The organism is Roseibium sp. SCP14, from assembly GCF_040329475.1.
GTDB lineage: Bacteria > Pseudomonadota > Alphaproteobacteria > Rhizobiales > Stappiaceae > Roseibium.
Genome location: NZ_JBDZYH010000002.1, coordinates 1,073,994 through 1,090,476 on the forward strand (window position 1 = coordinate 1,073,994; position 16,483 = coordinate 1,090,476).

A 16,483-nucleotide genomic window follows, 5' to 3' on the forward strand; every position below is an offset into this window, starting at 1 on the left:
GAATAGATGACCGTTCATTCACCTTCCCCCCAGACTACCAGCAAACCGGTTCGCGTGCTGCTCGCAGACGATCATGAGCTGGTTCGCGACGGTATCCGTGCACGGCTCCGCAAAGTGCCGGATCTGGAAGTTGTGGGGGAGGCCACGAACGGCCGGGACGCGGTCAGTCTTGCCCAGGATCTGCGCCCGGACGTGCTGCTCATGGACGTTTCCATGCCGGTCATGAACGGACTGGAAGCCGCAACGGAAATCCGCAGGACCCGCCCGGAGATCGCGGTTCTCATTCTCTCCGTCTACGACAATCCGGAATATGTACGCGGTGTCGTTCAGGCAGGAGCAAGGGGCTATATCCTCAAGGACATCTCCGCTGCGGAAATGATCACCGCAATCACCAGCGTCGCCTCAGGCGGTTATTATTTTTCCTCCGCCGTTGGGCCGACCCTCGTCGGCGCCAGCACGTCTGCACCCGTGGAAGACCCCTACGGCCTTACCGACCGGGAGCGTCAGGTTCTGACTGCCATCGCCAAGGGACAGCCTAACAAGGAAGTTGCCAAGGACCTCGGCATCAGCGTTCGCACGGTTGAATCTCACCGTCTCAATCTGCGCGAGAAGGTCGGCAACAAGAACGCCGCGCAGCTTTACAAGGTCGCGCAGGATCTGGGATTGTTGGACTAGATCGAATTCAGCCGGGGCATTCGGACGCTTCCAAACGCCAGAACCCCGCTGAAACACGGGGGCCGACATGACCAAACCGCTCGTCCTGGTAACTGCCGATGTGAAGTCGATTGACGGCTTCAGCTGGCACGCTGCAATCTCGACCTATCTTCATGCACTGCTGCAGGGATCAGGTGCGATTCCCATGATCCTTCCGTCACTTGGTGCAGAACTCGATCTCGATGCGGCACTCGATCAGGTTGACGGAGTTCTGGCCACCGGCTCGCGGTCGAACGTCAATCCACAGCTCTACGGCCAGGCACCAACGGAAGAAAACGGCCCTTACGACCCCGACCGGGACGCAACCACCCTGCCCTTGCTGAAGCGCGCAATCGAACGCGGCATTCCGGTCTTTGCCATCTGCCGCGGCATGCAGGAGCTGAACGTCGCCCTGGGAGGAACCCTGTTGACCGAAATTCAGGCGCTCTCGGGAAAGGCCGACCATCGCGCACCGACCTCGAACCGTCAGGACGAACGCTTTCGCATTGCCCATCCGGTGGAAGTCTCGACCGGAGGATGTCTGGAACAGGTCCTCGGCGCCGAACCGTTCGAAGTCAACTCCCTCCACCGACAGGCGGTCGACGCCCTTGGCAACGGTCTCGTGATCGAAGCACAAGCGGAAGACGGAACGATCGAAGCCGTCTCGGTAGAGGACAGTCCGGGCTACGTACTTGCCACACAATGGCACCCGGAATACTGGGTCATGACCGACGGGCCCTCCAGAAAACTGTTTGTCGCTTTTGGAGAGGCCGTCCGGTCCTATCGCGAGAAACGGCTTGGGCTTTGAGGGGCTGGCTCAGCCCCACCCGAGCGCGGCAATCAACAGCGTCGCACCCAGCAGGAAGACGATTGCCGCCCCGAGAATTTCTATGGCGCGGTGAATTCTGATCGACATGAGGCTGCCTTCGCCGAACAGGCGCACAGCCAGATCTTTTGCCCCGACGGCGAGCCCTGCGAGAAATGACACGGTAATGCCGGTTCCGACAGCCATTGCCAGAGTTGACATGACCCCGGCAGCAATCATGCCCTGGGACAGCGCGAACACCAGCACCACCAGAGCTCCTGTGCAGGGCCGCAATCCGACAGCCAGAACGATGGACGCCGCTCGTGCCAGCGTAATATTGCCCTGAACCATGTCCGGCGTGGGCGCGTGGGCGTGACCGCAGGTCGAGCAGACACCGTCGGGCCCGACATCGTGGTGGTGGTGGTGGCCATGCCCGTGATGATGATGGCCGTGGTGCTGATGCCCATGATCGTGGTGATGATCATGATGGGAATGGCCATGAGCTCCGCCCCCGGCAAACGCAAGCCGGTCGCTTCCGAGCCGCTCCGCCAAGCCGGTCAACACCGGTTTTCCCGCTTTCTGCCACAGCAACCATCCGCCAAGGCCGGTGATCAGAACGTATGAACCGATTTCAAACCAGCGGGCGGTATCCTGTATCGCAATGCTCGTCAGGTTGAAGATGAACGCGAGCCCGCCAACCAGAACAATGGCCGTCACGGCCTGGGCGAAGGCGGATGCGAAGGACAGGATGATGCCTTTGCGCAAGGTTTCGTTGTTGGCAACGACATAAGATGTGATGATCGCCTTGCCGTGCCCCGGACCGGCGGCGTGAAACACTCCATAGGCAAAGGACAACCCGACCAGAAGCCAAAAGGCATTCGGATTGCTCCGGAATGCTCTCAGGCTGGCCACCAGCTCCTGGTAAAATTCCTTCTGCCTGGCCGCAATCGTTCCAAAAATCCGATCGAAAAAACCAACCTGCACGACCGGCGTGTCGGTTGCCTCAATAACGGCAACCGTGGATTCAAACCTCTCCGCCACGTCCGCAGCCCTGGAATTATCCTTGTCCGCCGTTTCCACCGCCTGAGCAGGTTCTACATTCTGATCCGGTTCAACCGCCGAAACAGCTGTCTGAGGTGCACCGTCGTCAGGTTTCATGGCAGCGGCGAGAGCTCCGGCGTCGGCGCAGTTCACGATCAACTGGTTGACTTGCGACGCGGCGGCTGTCTGCAACTCCGGCGGAAGGTCTCTCTGATCGGCGCCGATCTGCGCCAGGGCATAGGCGGTCGCTTCGTCCAGCGGCGGCGGTCCCTTGCGGGTCACCTGGCAGGTTCCGGGGGCATTGATGACACCGACGGCGGTGTCCAATTCGCTGAAGCGGAAATCGACATAATAAGTCGGGTCATAAACGTCGATCGTTATGGTGTTCTTCGCGTCGCTCGTCTCTTTCAAGGGCAGCGTGAAATGAAGTTCGAGGAGATCGACCGCTTCGGGCGCGGTTCCTCCATTCATCTCGATGTCTTCCTGAATGGCTTCGAAGTCCTCCGGCTTCATCGCCCAGTAGTTCTTCAGCGGGACATTCGCGACCTCGAGCCAATAGTCGGTCGGCGCGTCGAAATCGAACTCGACACGAGTATTGTCGCCAAAGGTGAAGTAGCCGAAATCAGCCATGCTCTCGATATTGACCTGCGCCAGTTCACTGAGCTCTTCACGGGAATACACACCGTCACCGTTGGTATCGAACCCTTGGATCGCGAAGGCGGAGAAGGCATCGTCGAACCGAAAAACATGTTTGACGGCAATGGCCTGGCCATTGTCGTCGAAAACGAGCTGCGACCTCGCCTCGACAAAAACGTGCGGATGGGCAAACGCGCCGGCCACCGTCATCAACAGCATGGCCACACAGACGCAAACAACGCTTGCACCTGCCGTGGCAGAGTTCAGAATTCCTGCAAGATAACCGCGCACCGACAAAATCCACTCGATCAGATGTAATACATTTACATACTCCATCAGCCCTTGCCCAGAGAAGACGGCAGGAAGATGACCGGGCAGGTTTCGCACCGCAAAAGTTTTTGGGAATAAATTTCACAAGATAAGCTCAAATACGGAACATGAGTTTCCTGTCGGCCTCTCTTCTTAGGAGAAAAGAGACATTATTTCGCTTGAGGGGACTAAAATATTTGTAACGATAATCACCTTACCGAGCCAATAATGAACGCCTTGCACACATCTGTTCATCACAGCGCCGTTTTCGACCATCCGGAAATGGGGGAACATGAGAACATCGTCTTCGTCCAGGACAAGGACACAGGCCTGAGCGCAATCATCGCGGTACACGACACGACGCTGGGCCCCGCCCTTGGTGGATGCCGGGTCTGGCCATACGAAAACCCTGCCGATGCCCTGACCGACGCACTGCGTCTCTCCCGGGGCATGACCTACAAGAATTCGCTGGCTGGGCTTGATCTGGGTGGCGGCAAGGCCGTGATCATGGCGGATCCACGCAAGGAAAAATCCGTTGAAATGATGGAAGCCTTCGGACGCCACGTCGAGCGTCTTTCAGGTACCTATATCACGGCAGAAGACGTCGGCGTCTCACCGGACGACATGGAAGCGGTGGCCAGACACACCGATCATGTGCGCGGGACTAGCGCGACCGGGCTTGGCGATCCTTCTCCCTATACCGCCCTTGGTGTGTTTGAAGGCATCAAGGCGTCGGCACATCACGTTTTTGGCAGCCCGGACCTTGCCGGCAAGACAGTGTCGGTCCAGGGACTTGGTCATGTGGGTTTCGATGTGGCCCGCCAGTTGCATGATGCAGGCGCAAGCCTGATCGTTTCGGACATTCACGCACCTGCAGTGCTTCGGGCAATCGAAGACTTCCGGGCGACAGCCGTTGACCCCGCCGAAGCCCATATGGTTGCCGCTGACATATTCGTTCCCTGCGCCCTGGGAGCAGGCCTCAATGCCCGCACCATTCCGCAAATTCAGGCGCGCATCGTTGCGGGTGCGGCAAACAACCAGCTTCAAACGCCCGCGGACGGCGCAGCCCTGAGAAAACGGGGCATTCTCTATGCACCGGATTATGCCATCAACGCAGGGGGCGTGATCTCGATCGCATTGGCGACGCCGGGCGGCGGTGACACGCTGGTCAGGGAAAAAACCCTGGCAATCGGCGACACGCTATCAACAATCTTCGAACGCGCGGCACGCGAAGAGACAACACCCGAGCGGGTTGCCGACACAATGGCAGAAGAAAGATTGGCTCTGTCCCTCAAGGACTGACGTCGCCCCGATGACCACATCATTCAAACGGCGGCCAAGGCCGCCGTTTTTGTTGAGCGCTGGCTGACGTTTCAGGAATGCCGTTTTTCATTAGCTCTTTGAAACATCTGACGTACGATCTTCTTGGCATCCTCGACAGCTTTTTCGCCCATCTCCGCATAACAGGAGGTGACGCCCTCGTGCAGCATGTAGAGCGTTGAGGCAAACGCGTCCTGCCCGCTGAGCTCTCCAAAGAAATCGAGCAGTTCACCCTTGTGACGCTTGACCGTCGTTTCAATGTCAGCGCTGTCCGGGTTGGCGGCAAGCGCCTGACGGAAGAAGCATTCCTTGCCTTCGGTCATTCGCATCCAGCCGCCGAGTTTGTCGAACAATTGCTCCGCGGCCGCCAGTCCAGGCGCGCTTACTCCTTCGCGCACATATTTCAGATAGCGCTGATGACGATACTCCAGTGCCCCAAGGATCATCGCTTCCCGGGATGGAAAATGGCGGTAGAGCGTGCGCATGCTGACGCCGACACCGGCCCGCAGCTCGGGAACGCTCGGCTCCGCAAATCCTCTGCTCCAGAACACCTGCTCCAGGCCCGCTGCGATTTGTCTTTGAGCATCATCCATAACTGGACTTTGGGAGTTCCTCAGTGAAAATGCAAGTCAACATTTTCAACTTCGAAATCAACGCGCAAAAGAAGGATAGATAATACGAAAAACCGTCAGCTTTGACTAAATATCCCACCCGGAAATACTGTAGACAGCCTTAGCAAGTTGGCCGCCGTGAAGACCATTCAACCAGGAAGTCGACGAAGGCCCTGACCTTGGCGCTCAAATGCCGCCGATGCGGATAGACCGCATAAATCCCGCGCAACGGATCCTCGTACTCCTCCATGAGCGGCACAAGCTTCCCGGCCTGAACCTCTTCATAGACAAAGAACAGCGGCAGCCTCAAAAAACCGAGATGGCACAATGCCGCCTCGCGGGCCGCGGAGGCGCTGTTAACCTCCAATGGTCCTTTGACCGTTACCGAAACTCGATCCCCCCCAACACGGAACGCCCAATTCTGTTTGAAGCGGTAATTCGTGTCGATGATGCACGGTCGCGTCGCAAGATCTGCCGGAACCTTTGGCGTTCCATATTTTTCAATGACGTCCGGACTTGCACAGAGCACGGTTCGAAAGGGGGCAATCTTCCTTGCGATCAGACTGGAATCTTCCATTTCCGTTACCCGGACAGCAACATCGAAACCTTCTTCCACCAGATCGACGAAGCGGTCCTCAAGACGAAGATCAAGATTGATCTCCGGATAGAGGGCGAGAAACTCCATCATCGCCTTGTTCAACATATCGTCGCCCAGCGACCTAGGGGCGGAAACCCTCAGCCTTCCTCGCACTTCCTGATGAGACGACTGAACGGATGCCTGAAGATCATCGATCCGCTGAAGGATCTCGACAGCTTCCTTGTAATAAGCCTCGCCAACATCGGTCATGGAAACCTGTCGGGTCGTCCGGTTCAGCAGACGGACACCGAGTTCATCCTCCAGCTCTCCGACATATTTGGAAACCAGTGCCTTGGAACGGCCCATTTCCCTGGCAGCAGCGGAAAATCCATTTGAATCGACGACTTGAATAAAACAGCGCATGCGCGTGATTGCGTCCATCCGGTTTCCTTCCAGCTCCGCACTTTCCGAGAATCTCTGCTTAACCGATTTGCCGATTGCCGGTCAAAAGGACAACGCCCCAACAGATTTTCAACCAACGCCCCGGAAACACGAGGCAAAATAGTCTGTTGTCAGCTACCTGCAGGATTCCGGCGACGGCCGATCCGCGCCAAACCAATCAACAAACGTATGAGAAGATAGCCGCCAAGTGCCCCGATCGCGGCACTCAGAAGACCTGCAACCGTCACCGGGACAGCCGGCTGGTAGTCCCGTGCGGTGGCTTGTGCCAGCCTGGGATCGAAACCGCGCGCGAAAATAATCAGGCGCTCAATCGACCCTGCTCCGCTCAACTCCTGCTGCTGCCGTTTCAAGCGGGTCAGGCGAACATCCGCTATCGCCATGCTGTGACCTCGCGCCTTGATGAAAGGATCGCCGGACGCCCGCTGGCGCTCTATGGCCTCCCGAAAACTCAGCCCGAATTGCGCAGCATCCCTTTTAAAGTCCGCAAGGACTTCCTCCAACGCGTCGATCGCTCCACCAAGACGCTGGCGGTATTGCTGAGAAAATTCGGGCAATTGGGAGGTTGCCGTTCCACTGATCAGCATGACGACCATCATCAGGACCCGTGCCATATCACCTCCCGAACCACCTAATCCTGCAGACTGACAATCCCGGCTTCAGCTGCTTCCGTGCCAAATGCAAGCCGGACGCCTTCAGCGTCCCATCCCATTGACGAGACGGGTCCTTTGCCCGGACGGCGCAGGAGCACTTCGGCATTATCGGCAAAACGGCACATCATGATCATGCCGTCCTGGTACCCGACCGCAACTACGTCTTCCTTCGGGTGGCAGACCACGGAAGTCACCAAAGCATCGCCGCGCGTGCCGAGCTGCAAGGGCGACTGCCCCATCGGACCGGTCTTGCCGAAGAACGGCCACAAGATCGCGGCATTGGCTCCGGAGGTCGCCAGATAGCGCCCCTTTACCGACCAACTGAACGACTTCACCTTGGCCGGATAGCCCGTCATGCGCATGTCCTGACTATCGGTCAACCGCCATCCGTGCAGGGCGTTTTCCTGCATGGCTGTGACGAGATACTTGCCATCGGGAGAAAAACTGATGCCCAGATGAGCCCCCTTCCAGGTCAGCTCGACCGGTGCTCCATCGGTTCCTGCCCACCAGAGCGTCGCACCGTCATAGCGCGACACGGCAAGCCGGACGCCCTTGGGAGCGAATGCAAGGCCGCCGACGGCACGTTCATGGGCAAATTCCTTTTCCCGGCCATCGGCCAGACGCACCCATGCGGTGCGCCCGCTGGCGAAGGCAACAGCTCCCGAGGGACCGGCGGCAATCAGATCGATCCACTTGCGCGGCCGTTCCGCAACGAGCTCATGAGAGCCGTCGGCGGCACAGGCATAGATGCACCCATCATCGCCGGAGGTAATCAGTCCCGTGCCATCCACGACAGGTTCGGCCGCCAGAAGACCACTCTTGTGCGGTTTGACCTTCTTTTCGCCCTGGCCGGAAAAAACAATCTCACCTTCACCGGAAGCAAAATAGGCGCATTCATTCAAAAAACCGGCACGAACGACAAAACCGTCCATGTCCGCGGGAGCAACTGTCGGCAATTCTCAATTCCTTATTGCGCGGCACAGGCCTGGAAACTGTCTTTCAATACATCCCAATTGAGGTCACGACCGATGAATACCAGCCGGCTCTCGCGCGGCTCGTCCGCTTTCCAATCCCGCTGATGATCACCTTCGACGATCATGTGCACGCCCTGGATGACGTAGCGCTGCGGGTCGTCCTTGAACGACAGGATGCCCTTCATCCGCAAGATGTTGGGGCCCTGCACTTGCGTGACCTGGTTGATCCAGGGAAAGAACATGTCCGGATTGAGATCGCCTGCCTTCAAGGAGATACTCTTGACCGAATGCGGGTCTTCATCGTGGTGATGGTGATGGTGACCGTGATCATGATCGTGACTGTGGTGGTCATGGCCGTGACCATGATGATGGTCATGATCGCAGGTCGGGCCGCATTCATGAGCGTGGTGACCGTGCTCCAGGAAATGCGGATCCAGCGAAAGTATCCGGTCAAGATCGAACGCACCGCGGTCCAGAACCTTGGCTATGTCGACACCACAACGCTCGCTTCGATGCTGGATCGCATAAGGATTGATGGCCCGAATACGCGCTTCCACGTTGGCCAGTTCCTCTTCCGACACCAGATCGGTCTTGTTGATCAGAATGACGTCCGCAAAGGCGACCTGGTCTTCGGCTTCCTCAGTGTCTTCCAGGCGCTGAAGAACGTGGCGTGCGTCGACGACGGCAACGACGGCGTCGAGTTTCGCCGACGCGCGAACATCGTCATCCATGAAAAAAGTCTGCGCGACCGGGGCCGGATCGGCGACGCCCGTCGTCTCCACGATGATGGCATCGAACGCACCCTTGCGCTTCATCAGATTCTGTACCGTGCGGATGAGATCGCCGCGAACCGTACAACAGATGCAGCCATTGTTCATTTCGAAGATTTCTTCGTCCGATTCGACAAGCAGATCGTTATCGATACCGACTTCACCGAATTCATTGACGATGACCGCGTAACGCTGACCGTGATTTTCGGTCAGGATCCGGTTGAGCAGCGTGGTCTTTCCAGCGCCGAGATAACCGGTCAGAACGGTGACGGGGATCTGTGCCTGAGCATCCTGGGTCGCAGACATTGCGCACTTTCCTGGCATGTTGATGTGTTTTCACCTGCCTGAATGCAGGTCGCTTGGGCGCGAATATAAGCACATCAGTTGCGCATTGGGAGACCATCACGGAAATTTCCTGAACTGTTGAGCAAAGCCGACTTGCCGGTGGATCTTGCCGAGAGCCAATCCGCCCGTCGTACGGCATTGCGAACCGGTTTCGGGAATTCAAGCCTTTTCAGCTTCCTGGTCGCGGCATTAACTTTGGCCGGATACGCCGCAGCACATTTGGAGACTGGTATGTTGAAGACGATCGACGGTTTTGACCGGATTGGTGAAGAAAACGCCTTTGCGGTGCTGGCACGCGCGACCGAGCTCGCAAACCAGAGCCGGGACATCATCAATCTGGGGATCGGTCAGCCGGACTTCAAAACACCGGACCATATCGTCGAAGCTGCCGTCAAGGCTCTGAAGGACGGTCATCATGGCTACACCCCGGCAACAGGGATCGCGCCGCTTCGTGAAGCCGTTTGCGCCGATCTGCTGAAGCGTCACGGCGTGGAGACCGATCCGGGCAATGTCCTGATTGTTCCAGGAGGCAAGGTCACCATGTTCATGGCGATCCTGATGTTCGGTGAGCCTGGCACCGAAATTCTCTACCCGGATCCGGGTTTCCCGATCTACCGCTCCATGATCGAGTTTACCGGCGCGTGTCCCGTCCCGGTTCCGATCCGCGAGGACAATGATTTTGCCTTTTCAGCCGAAGAAACCCTCTCCCTGATCACGGACAAGACCCGGCTACTGGTCTTGAATTCACCTGCCAATCCGACCGGAGGCGTGACACCCCGGTCAGAAATCGAAACTCTGGTGGCCGGTCTTCAGGATCATCCCGATGTCGCCGTTCTTTCCGACGAAATCTATTCCCAGATGACCTATGACGGTATGGAGCACGTGTCGCTGCTGGAATTCGAAGCGCTGCGGGAACGCCTGATCCTGCTGGACGGCTGGTCCAAGACCTACGCGATGACCGGCTGGCGCATGGGGTTCTCGCTTTGGCCGGACAGCCTGATGGACAAGGCACGGAAACTTGCCGTCAACGCCTGGTCCTGCGTGAATGCACCAGCTCAATATGGCGGCCTCGCCGCGCTAACCGGCCCACAGGATGCGGTCGCGGATATGGTCTCCGAATTTGATGCACGGCGCCGGGTCATCGTTGACGGCTTGAACGCAATTGAAGGTATCTCGTGCCAAACCCCACGCGGCGCTTTTTACGCCTATCCCAACATCACAAAGACGGGTTGGAAAGCCAAGGAACTGGCTTCTGCACTTTTGGAGGAAACCGGAGTTGCAACCATTGGAGGCCCAGATTTTGGAGTACTCGGCGAAGGTTACATCAGGCTGTCATACGCGAATTCAACTAAAAATATAGAAAGAGCCATTGAACGCGTAAAAATATTCCTCGAAAATAATCAACTTATTTGAGTTATCGATCAAACAACTAATTAACAATTCAAAAATACACAAGGAAATGCACTATCGAACGCAGAGACTTCCTCTACGTATCTTTTTATTAAACTTTTATTGTCTTGATTGAATACGTGTGACAATCAACGGCAATAGAGCAGGATTTGCCATGGCTGGGAGTATTAACCTGGATCTGGAGCAATCGTTCGGCGACCTGAACGAATGCGTTCTGATTACCAATTCGACCAGAACCATAATTTTCGCCAACAAGGCCATGCAAAATCTGCTTCGAGAGAAGAGTGAAAATCTTGTCGGCTCGACAACCAGACGCTTCTTCGCCGACAAGGAGCAGTTCGACAAGATGGGTGAGCTTTACAACTCACCTGCGGACCAGCGCCATAGAAAGGCCTATTCACTCAACTTGCTACGCGGCGACGGCACCTCGGTTCCGGTGGAAGTCGTCAGCGCGCCGTTGTTCGATTCCAACCAGGCCCTTACCGGTCTTTTGTTCATTGCCCGCGATGTCAGCGACCGTATGGCTCTTGAAACCAAGCTCAGCGACATCGCGTTAACTCTCGAGGATGCACTGGACGCAGTATCGGAAGGTTTCGCTATCTATGATGCTGAAGATCGCCTGATTCTCTGCAATGACAACTATCGGGACATCTATGCCCATTCTGCTCCGGCAATCTTTCCCGGCAACCGGTTTGAGGACATTCTCCGTTTCGGTCTCAACCGGAAACAGTACGAAACAGACGGAATGGAAGACGAGGAATGGCTCACAGATCGGCTTGCCAAGCATCGGGAGGCGGATGGCGCCATTGTCGAGCAGCAGTTGCAAAACGGCCGCTGGTTGCGCATCTCTGAAACCAGAACCCGAAGCGGCGGCATCGCCGGTATTCGCGCAGACATCACGGAGATGAAGGAAGCCAAAGCCCTTGCTGAAAAGGCTTACAGGAACCTTTACCTGATGGCTGACAGCATTTCTGCATGCGTGGGTGAAGTCGACATTGAGGGAAAGTGCCAGTTTCTGAACAAGACCGGCTGCGAATGGTTCAATGCTCCGCGCGCGGACTTGATAGGCACCCGCCTTCGCGACCGTTTGCCTGAAAGTGAACGCGCCTGCATCCAGAATTTGTTCATGAAAGCCTTAAAGGGACACAAGGCCTCGAAGGAACTCAGCATTCATTATCCCGACGGCATCACGCGCGTGAGCCAGATGGATTGCAGTCCACGTATCAACAATCGGGGCGAAGTTGAAGGATTGGTGGTTCTCGTAACCGACATAACCGACCGAAAGAAGACAGAAACAACACTCGCTGAGCTTTATACGATAACGTCGACCCGCGAGCTCGGACACGAAGAGAAGATTGCCGAAATTCTAAGGCTGGGCTGCGATCACTTCGACACGCCGTTCGGCATTATCAGCCATGTGATTGAGGACCACTACACGATCACCCATGCGCGAAGCCCGAACCGTGAACTGGTCCCAGGGACATCATTTCCGCTGCAAGACACCTATTGCGTCCTGACACTGGAAGCCAACGAACCGATCGCCACTGCAAACGCCGCGAATTCCGAATTCGCCAAACATCCCTGTTACGAGATTTTCGCACTTGAGACCTACATCGGCGCTCCGCTGTTGGTCGATGGGATAATCCACGGCACGATCAACTTCACAGCACCAGATATTCGCAAGCGCCCCTTCACCTCGGCAGATATCCAGATCGTGCGCCAGTTTGCGGATTGGATCGGACACGAGATCGCTCGCCAGCGAGACCATCAGGCACTCATGGATGCCAAGGTCAATCTTGAACGCGTTGCAAGCATCGATGACCTGACACAGATCCTCAACAGGCGTGCTTTTCTCGACCGCGCCAATGCGGAGATCCAGCGTTATCGCAGGAGCGGACAGGCCTTCACTGCCGTGATGATGGACATCGACCGCTTCAAGCAGATCAACGATCGCCACGGACATGCGGCCGGCGACCGGGTGCTGAAGAAATTTGCTGACACGGTCGGCGAGGAACTACGCACCGTTGATGTCTTCGGGCGGGTTGGTGGAGAGGAGTTCTGCCTGATTCTCTGCGGCGCCGGTATTGAGGATGCCCTGAATGTCTGCGAAAGATTGCGCTTGAAGATCATCAGCGAATGTCAGCTGGACCATGTCGACCACACGGTCACATGCAGCATGGGCCTGGCAAGCACGACACGAGACGACATCGACTTCTCATCTCTGATGCAGAAGGCGGATATGGCGCTTTATGAAGCCAAGACCTCCGGCCGCAACAGGTGCACTGCCTTCAGCAAATCCCAGATCTCCGAAACGACCTGAAGTCGCTCATCGGCGAATAACAGGACTTTGCCGACTGAAGGGGAAATCTCCGGTCTCGAACTTTACGCTCGACCTTAGTATAATGCGCGATACGTCGCCTTGAAGCGCTCTGATGCCGTTCTTTTGACGTTTCCAGGCTACATCTAAAGTATCGTGCGGTCGTGTAGAGCGGTTTAAAACGCTAAAACCATAATAATTCTAATAATGCGACCCCTCTGCAAGATCATCGCCGAGGCAAAGACTTCTCTTTGACTTTCAAGGCCCGATCAGGGAGGAAATTTTGTTCAATAGAATTCTCATTCCAATTGATTTGAACCATGCAGACAAGCTCGAAAAGTCCGTTTCTGCAGGAGCAAATCTGGCAAAAGCAGAAAAAATTCCAATCGTATTCACAGCTGTTGCTTCCACTGTGCCAAGTGCGCTTGCGCATACTCCGGACGAATTTCGCGCCAAGCTGGACGCTTACGCAGCCTCCCAGGCCGACAAACACGGTGTGTCAGCCTCCGCTCACGCGGTTTTCGCGCATGATCCGGCCGCTGAACTGGAAGATGCCCTCCTGAAGGCAATAGACGAGACAGGTGCGGATCTTGTCGTGATGGCAACGCATGTGCCGAACCTGGCCGATCGCTTATGGCCGTCAAACGGCGGACGCGTCGCATCGCACGCGGACATTTCCGTCTTTCTCGTCCGATAACCGATTTCTCGAACAACAAGGAACGCTCCCATGAGCGATGAAACTTCCAATCAGGGCATTCGCGACCCGGAAGGAGCCGCAAGTGTCATTGAGACCGATTATGAAATCGGTCAGGACAACATCGAAACCAATGTCGGTCCCTTCAATCTCGACATCCACAATCCGGTATTCCTCGTATCCGGCCTGACAATCGTCGCCTTTGTCTTTCTGACCCTTGCCTTTCAGAACGAGGTCGGTCCGGTATTTGACGCCATGCGCAAATGGCTGACGTCCAATCTGGACTGGTTCTTCATCATTTCGGGCAACATTTTCGTTCTCGTCTGCCTGGTGCTGATCGTAACGCCGTTGGGAAGCGTGCGCATCGGCGGCAAGGACGCCGCGCCTGACTATACCTACTTCGGCTGGTTCGCGATGTTGTTCGCGGCCGGTATGGGTATCGGCCTCATGTTCTTCGGCGTTCTGGAGCCGGTCTATCACATGGCGTTTTCAGAACCCGTCGGCGTGCCCTCGCCGTTTGATGCCGACGGGAACCTCATCGAGGAGAACGTTGCGGCGGCCAAGGCAATGGGCATGGCGGCAACGATTTTCCACTGGGGTCTCCACCCCTGGGCAATCTACGCCGTCGTTGCCCTTGCGCTCGCCCTGTTCACCTTCAACAAGGGCCTGCCGCTCACCATGCGCTCCGTGTTCTATCCGATTTTCGGCGAACGCACCTGGGGCTGGCCGGGACATATCATCGACATTCTTGCGGTGTTCGCGACCCTTTTCGGCCTGGCAACGTCCCTCGGCTTCGGCGCGCAGCAGGCCAATGCCGGTCTGGAATTCGTGTTCGGCATTCCGGTCAGCAACACCGCCCAGGTCATCCTGATCATCGGCATTACGATTGTTGCACTGGTTTCCGTTTTGCGCGGCCTCGACGGCGGGGTGAAGGTGCTGTCGGAAATCAACATGATGATCGCGGCGCTGCTGCTCCTGTTCGTGATATTCGCGGGCCCGACCAGCGCTCTCGTTTCCGGCTTCATCAACAACATCACGGCCTATGCGCAGGAAGTCATTCCATTGTCCATGCCGTTCGGGCGGGAAGATGACGGGTTCCGTCAGGGGTGGACGTCCTTCTATTGGGCATGGTGGATATCCTGGTCGCCCTTTGTCGGCATGTTCATTGCGCGCGTCAGCCGCGGCAGGACGGTGCGTGAGTTCGTCGTCTGCGTCCTGATCATTCCAACGATCGTCTCGGTTATCTGGATGACCGCATTCGGCGGCACGGCAATCGAGCAGGTCCTGACGGTCAGCGGCAGCCAGGTGCATGAACACGTGATTGCCAGCTACAGCCCCGAATTGTCGCTCTTCGGCATGCTGGCGGACCTGCCGATGGCGTCGATCACGTCCTTCATCGCCATCATCCTGGTGATCGTGTTCTTCGTCACCTCATCCGACTCCGGATCGCTCGTCATCGACACCATCACGGCGGGCGGCAAGGTGGATGCCCCGGTTTCCCAACGGGTGTTCTGGTGCACCTTCGAAGGACTGGTCGCGATTGCGTTGCTGCTCGGCGGTGGACTGGGCGCTCTCCAGGCCATGGCGGTCTCAACCGGTTTTCCGTTCACGATCGTGCTGTTGATGGCGTGTTACGCGATCTTCAAGGGCCTCAAGGACGAGCCCCGGTAAGCTGAGCTTGAAATCCCCCGGGGCGGCCCTGCTGCCCCGGGGTTCACCACAGATACTATTGAGTGTTTTGTTTGACGCCCTAGTCAGCGTCCAGCTTTGGGCCGATCCGCACGCCAGGCGGCGGTGAGCTCTCCCGGATGCGCAGCTCCGGTTCAATGACAATCGGCTTGTTGGGAACACGGTCTCCGGCGATCTGCCGAAGCAGTGTCAGGGCCGCCAGCCGACCGATCTTCTCAGGCTGATTGGCAACCGTGGTGAGCGCCGGCGTACGCGCATCGGCTCCGTCGATGTCATCGTAACCGGTTATCGCGATATCGGGCCCCGGCTCGATGCCCGCCCGTCGCAACGTCGTCATCATGCCGAAAGCGACCAGGTCATTAAAACCGACGATGGCGGTGGGCCGGGGATCAGCTTCAAGGATCGTCGGCACGGCAGCCCGCCCGTCGGCCTGGGTCATGAGTTCCGGCAAATCGACCTGTCTGTCCGGATCCAGACCCGCTTCGTTCAACGCCTTGCGCCACCCTTCGTTGCGCAAGCGGCCCGTGGAACTGTCCCGGCGACCGCCGATCATGGCAATGTCGGTATGGCCCTGCTCGATCAGATGCTTGGTGGCAAGATAGGTTCCGTTCATGTCGTCGCCGCGCACGCAAGGCGCCCACACACCCGGCAACTCTCTGGCGACCAGGGTGACCGGAATTCCCTGATCCACCAGCCTGTTGATCTCCTCCACGGTCGTCCCAACGGACGGACACAGGATCAGACCGTCCGCACGGTGCTGCAGCAGCGTATTCACAAAAGCGCGCTGACGCTTGGCGTCGTCCCTGTGGTTGCAGATGAAAATCATCTGCCCCTGTTCTTCCAGAACATCTTCGAGCGCGGAGAAGACCTCGGCGAAATAGGGATTGAGAATGTCGTGAACAGCGACGCCCACAATCTGGCTGCGCGAGGTGCGCAACGAGGCTGCGGAACGGTTGTAGATGTAACCGATTTCCTGCGCCGTCTGCTTGACCTTTTCCCGGGTTTCCTCTGCAACCAGAGGACTGTCTCTGAGAGCGAGAGAGACTGTGGCGGTGGAAATACCCAGTTGATCGGCAATGTGCCCGAGCGTCAGCCGTTTTCCGGGTTTGGAGGGCAATTCCGGTGACGGTGGCTTGGGTCCGTTGTCTTCAGACATTCACTATTCTCAATACCGCGGCGC

General features: G+C 57.1%; 14 protein-coding genes. 7 read left to right on the forward strand and 7 right to left on the reverse strand.

What is annotated here, in order from left to right; genetic code table 11:
* The first annotated feature begins 6 nt into the window (after window positions 1-6).
* Complete coding sequence (locus tag ABLQ08_RS12200) at window positions 7-675, forward strand: response regulator transcription factor (protein ID WP_352942314.1); 669 nt, start codon at window positions 7-9, stop codon at window positions 673-675.
* A 67-nt stretch (window positions 676-742) separates the two neighbouring features.
* Complete coding sequence (locus ABLQ08_RS12205; protein WP_352942317.1) at window positions 743-1,501, forward strand: gamma-glutamyl-gamma-aminobutyrate hydrolase family protein; 759 nt, start codon at window positions 743-745, stop codon at window positions 1,499-1,501.
* Window positions 1,502-1,510: 9 nt separating this feature from the next.
* Here ABLQ08_RS12205 and ABLQ08_RS12210 read toward each other — a convergent pair whose 3' ends face one another.
* Complete coding sequence (locus tag ABLQ08_RS12210; protein ID WP_352942320.1) at window positions 1,511-3,511, reverse strand: DUF1007 family protein; 2,001 nt, start codon at window positions 3,509-3,511, stop codon at window positions 1,511-1,513.
* Between the two features lie 201 nt (window positions 3,512-3,712).
* Between ABLQ08_RS12210 and ABLQ08_RS12215 the strand changes: the two genes are divergently transcribed.
* Complete coding sequence (locus tag ABLQ08_RS12215) at window positions 3,713-4,786, forward strand: Glu/Leu/Phe/Val dehydrogenase dimerization domain-containing protein (RefSeq protein ID WP_352942323.1); 1,074 nt, start codon at window positions 3,713-3,715, stop codon at window positions 4,784-4,786.
* A gap of 71 nt (window positions 4,787-4,857) precedes the next feature.
* Here the strand turns inward: ABLQ08_RS12215 and ABLQ08_RS12220 are convergent, their stop codons facing one another.
* The 5 genes from ABLQ08_RS12220 to ABLQ08_RS12240 all read right to left on the reverse strand — a co-directional run bounded on the left by ABLQ08_RS12220 (window position 4,858) and on the right by ABLQ08_RS12240 (window position 9,154).
* The gene (locus tag ABLQ08_RS12220) at window positions 4,858-5,397 is read right to left on the reverse strand and encodes a TetR/AcrR family transcriptional regulator (RefSeq protein WP_352942326.1); all 540 of its coding nucleotides are present in this window, start codon (window positions 5,395-5,397) and stop codon (window positions 4,858-4,860) included.
* 139 nt (window positions 5,398-5,536) lie between these two features.
* Window positions 5,537-6,433 (reverse strand): LysR family transcriptional regulator, encoded by an 897-nt coding sequence (locus tag ABLQ08_RS12225; RefSeq protein WP_352942328.1) that lies wholly within the window; start codon window positions 6,431-6,433, stop codon window positions 5,537-5,539.
* A gap of 131 nt (window positions 6,434-6,564) precedes the next feature.
* Window positions 6,565-7,065: a DUF2937 family protein gene (locus ABLQ08_RS12230; RefSeq protein WP_352942331.1), complete on the reverse strand. Its 501-nt coding sequence runs from the start codon at window positions 7,063-7,065 to the stop codon at window positions 6,565-6,567.
* A 17-nt stretch (window positions 7,066-7,082) separates the two neighbouring features.
* Window positions 7,083-8,060 (reverse strand): WD40 repeat domain-containing protein, encoded by a 978-nt coding sequence (locus ABLQ08_RS12235; RefSeq protein ID WP_352942334.1) that lies wholly within the window; start codon window positions 8,058-8,060, stop codon window positions 7,083-7,085.
* 11 nt (window positions 8,061-8,071) lie between these two features.
* Window positions 8,072-9,154 (reverse strand): CobW family GTP-binding protein, encoded by a 1,083-nt coding sequence (locus tag ABLQ08_RS12240; RefSeq protein WP_352942337.1) that lies wholly within the window; start codon window positions 9,152-9,154, stop codon window positions 8,072-8,074.
* A gap of 270 nt (window positions 9,155-9,424) precedes the next feature.
* Here ABLQ08_RS12240 and ABLQ08_RS12245 point away from each other — a divergent pair, with 270 nt between their 5' ends.
* The 4 genes from ABLQ08_RS12245 to ABLQ08_RS12260 all read left to right on the forward strand — a co-directional run bounded on the left by ABLQ08_RS12245 (window position 9,425) and on the right by ABLQ08_RS12260 (window position 15,285).
* Window positions 9,425-10,606 (forward strand): pyridoxal phosphate-dependent aminotransferase, encoded by a 1,182-nt coding sequence (locus tag ABLQ08_RS12245; protein WP_352942339.1) that lies wholly within the window; start codon window positions 9,425-9,427, stop codon window positions 10,604-10,606.
* A gap of 151 nt (window positions 10,607-10,757) precedes the next feature.
* Window positions 10,758-12,923: a sensor domain-containing diguanylate cyclase gene (locus ABLQ08_RS12250; protein ID WP_352942342.1), complete on the forward strand. Its 2,166-nt coding sequence runs from the start codon at window positions 10,758-10,760 to the stop codon at window positions 12,921-12,923.
* A gap of 280 nt (window positions 12,924-13,203) precedes the next feature.
* Entirely contained in the window at window positions 13,204-13,617 is a 414-nt protein-coding gene (locus ABLQ08_RS12255; RefSeq protein ID WP_352942345.1) for a universal stress protein, read from the forward strand.
* A gap of 30 nt (window positions 13,618-13,647) precedes the next feature.
* Window positions 13,648-15,285 (forward strand): BCCT family transporter, encoded by a 1,638-nt coding sequence (locus tag ABLQ08_RS12260; protein ID WP_352942348.1) that lies wholly within the window; start codon window positions 13,648-13,650, stop codon window positions 15,283-15,285.
* 79 nt (window positions 15,286-15,364) lie between these two features.
* Here the strand turns inward: ABLQ08_RS12260 and ABLQ08_RS12265 are convergent, their stop codons facing one another.
* The gene (locus tag ABLQ08_RS12265; RefSeq protein WP_352942351.1) at window positions 15,365-16,459 is read right to left on the reverse strand and encodes a LacI family DNA-binding transcriptional regulator; all 1,095 of its coding nucleotides are present in this window, start codon (window positions 16,457-16,459) and stop codon (window positions 15,365-15,367) included.
* Window positions 16,460-16,483 lie beyond the last annotated feature (24 nt).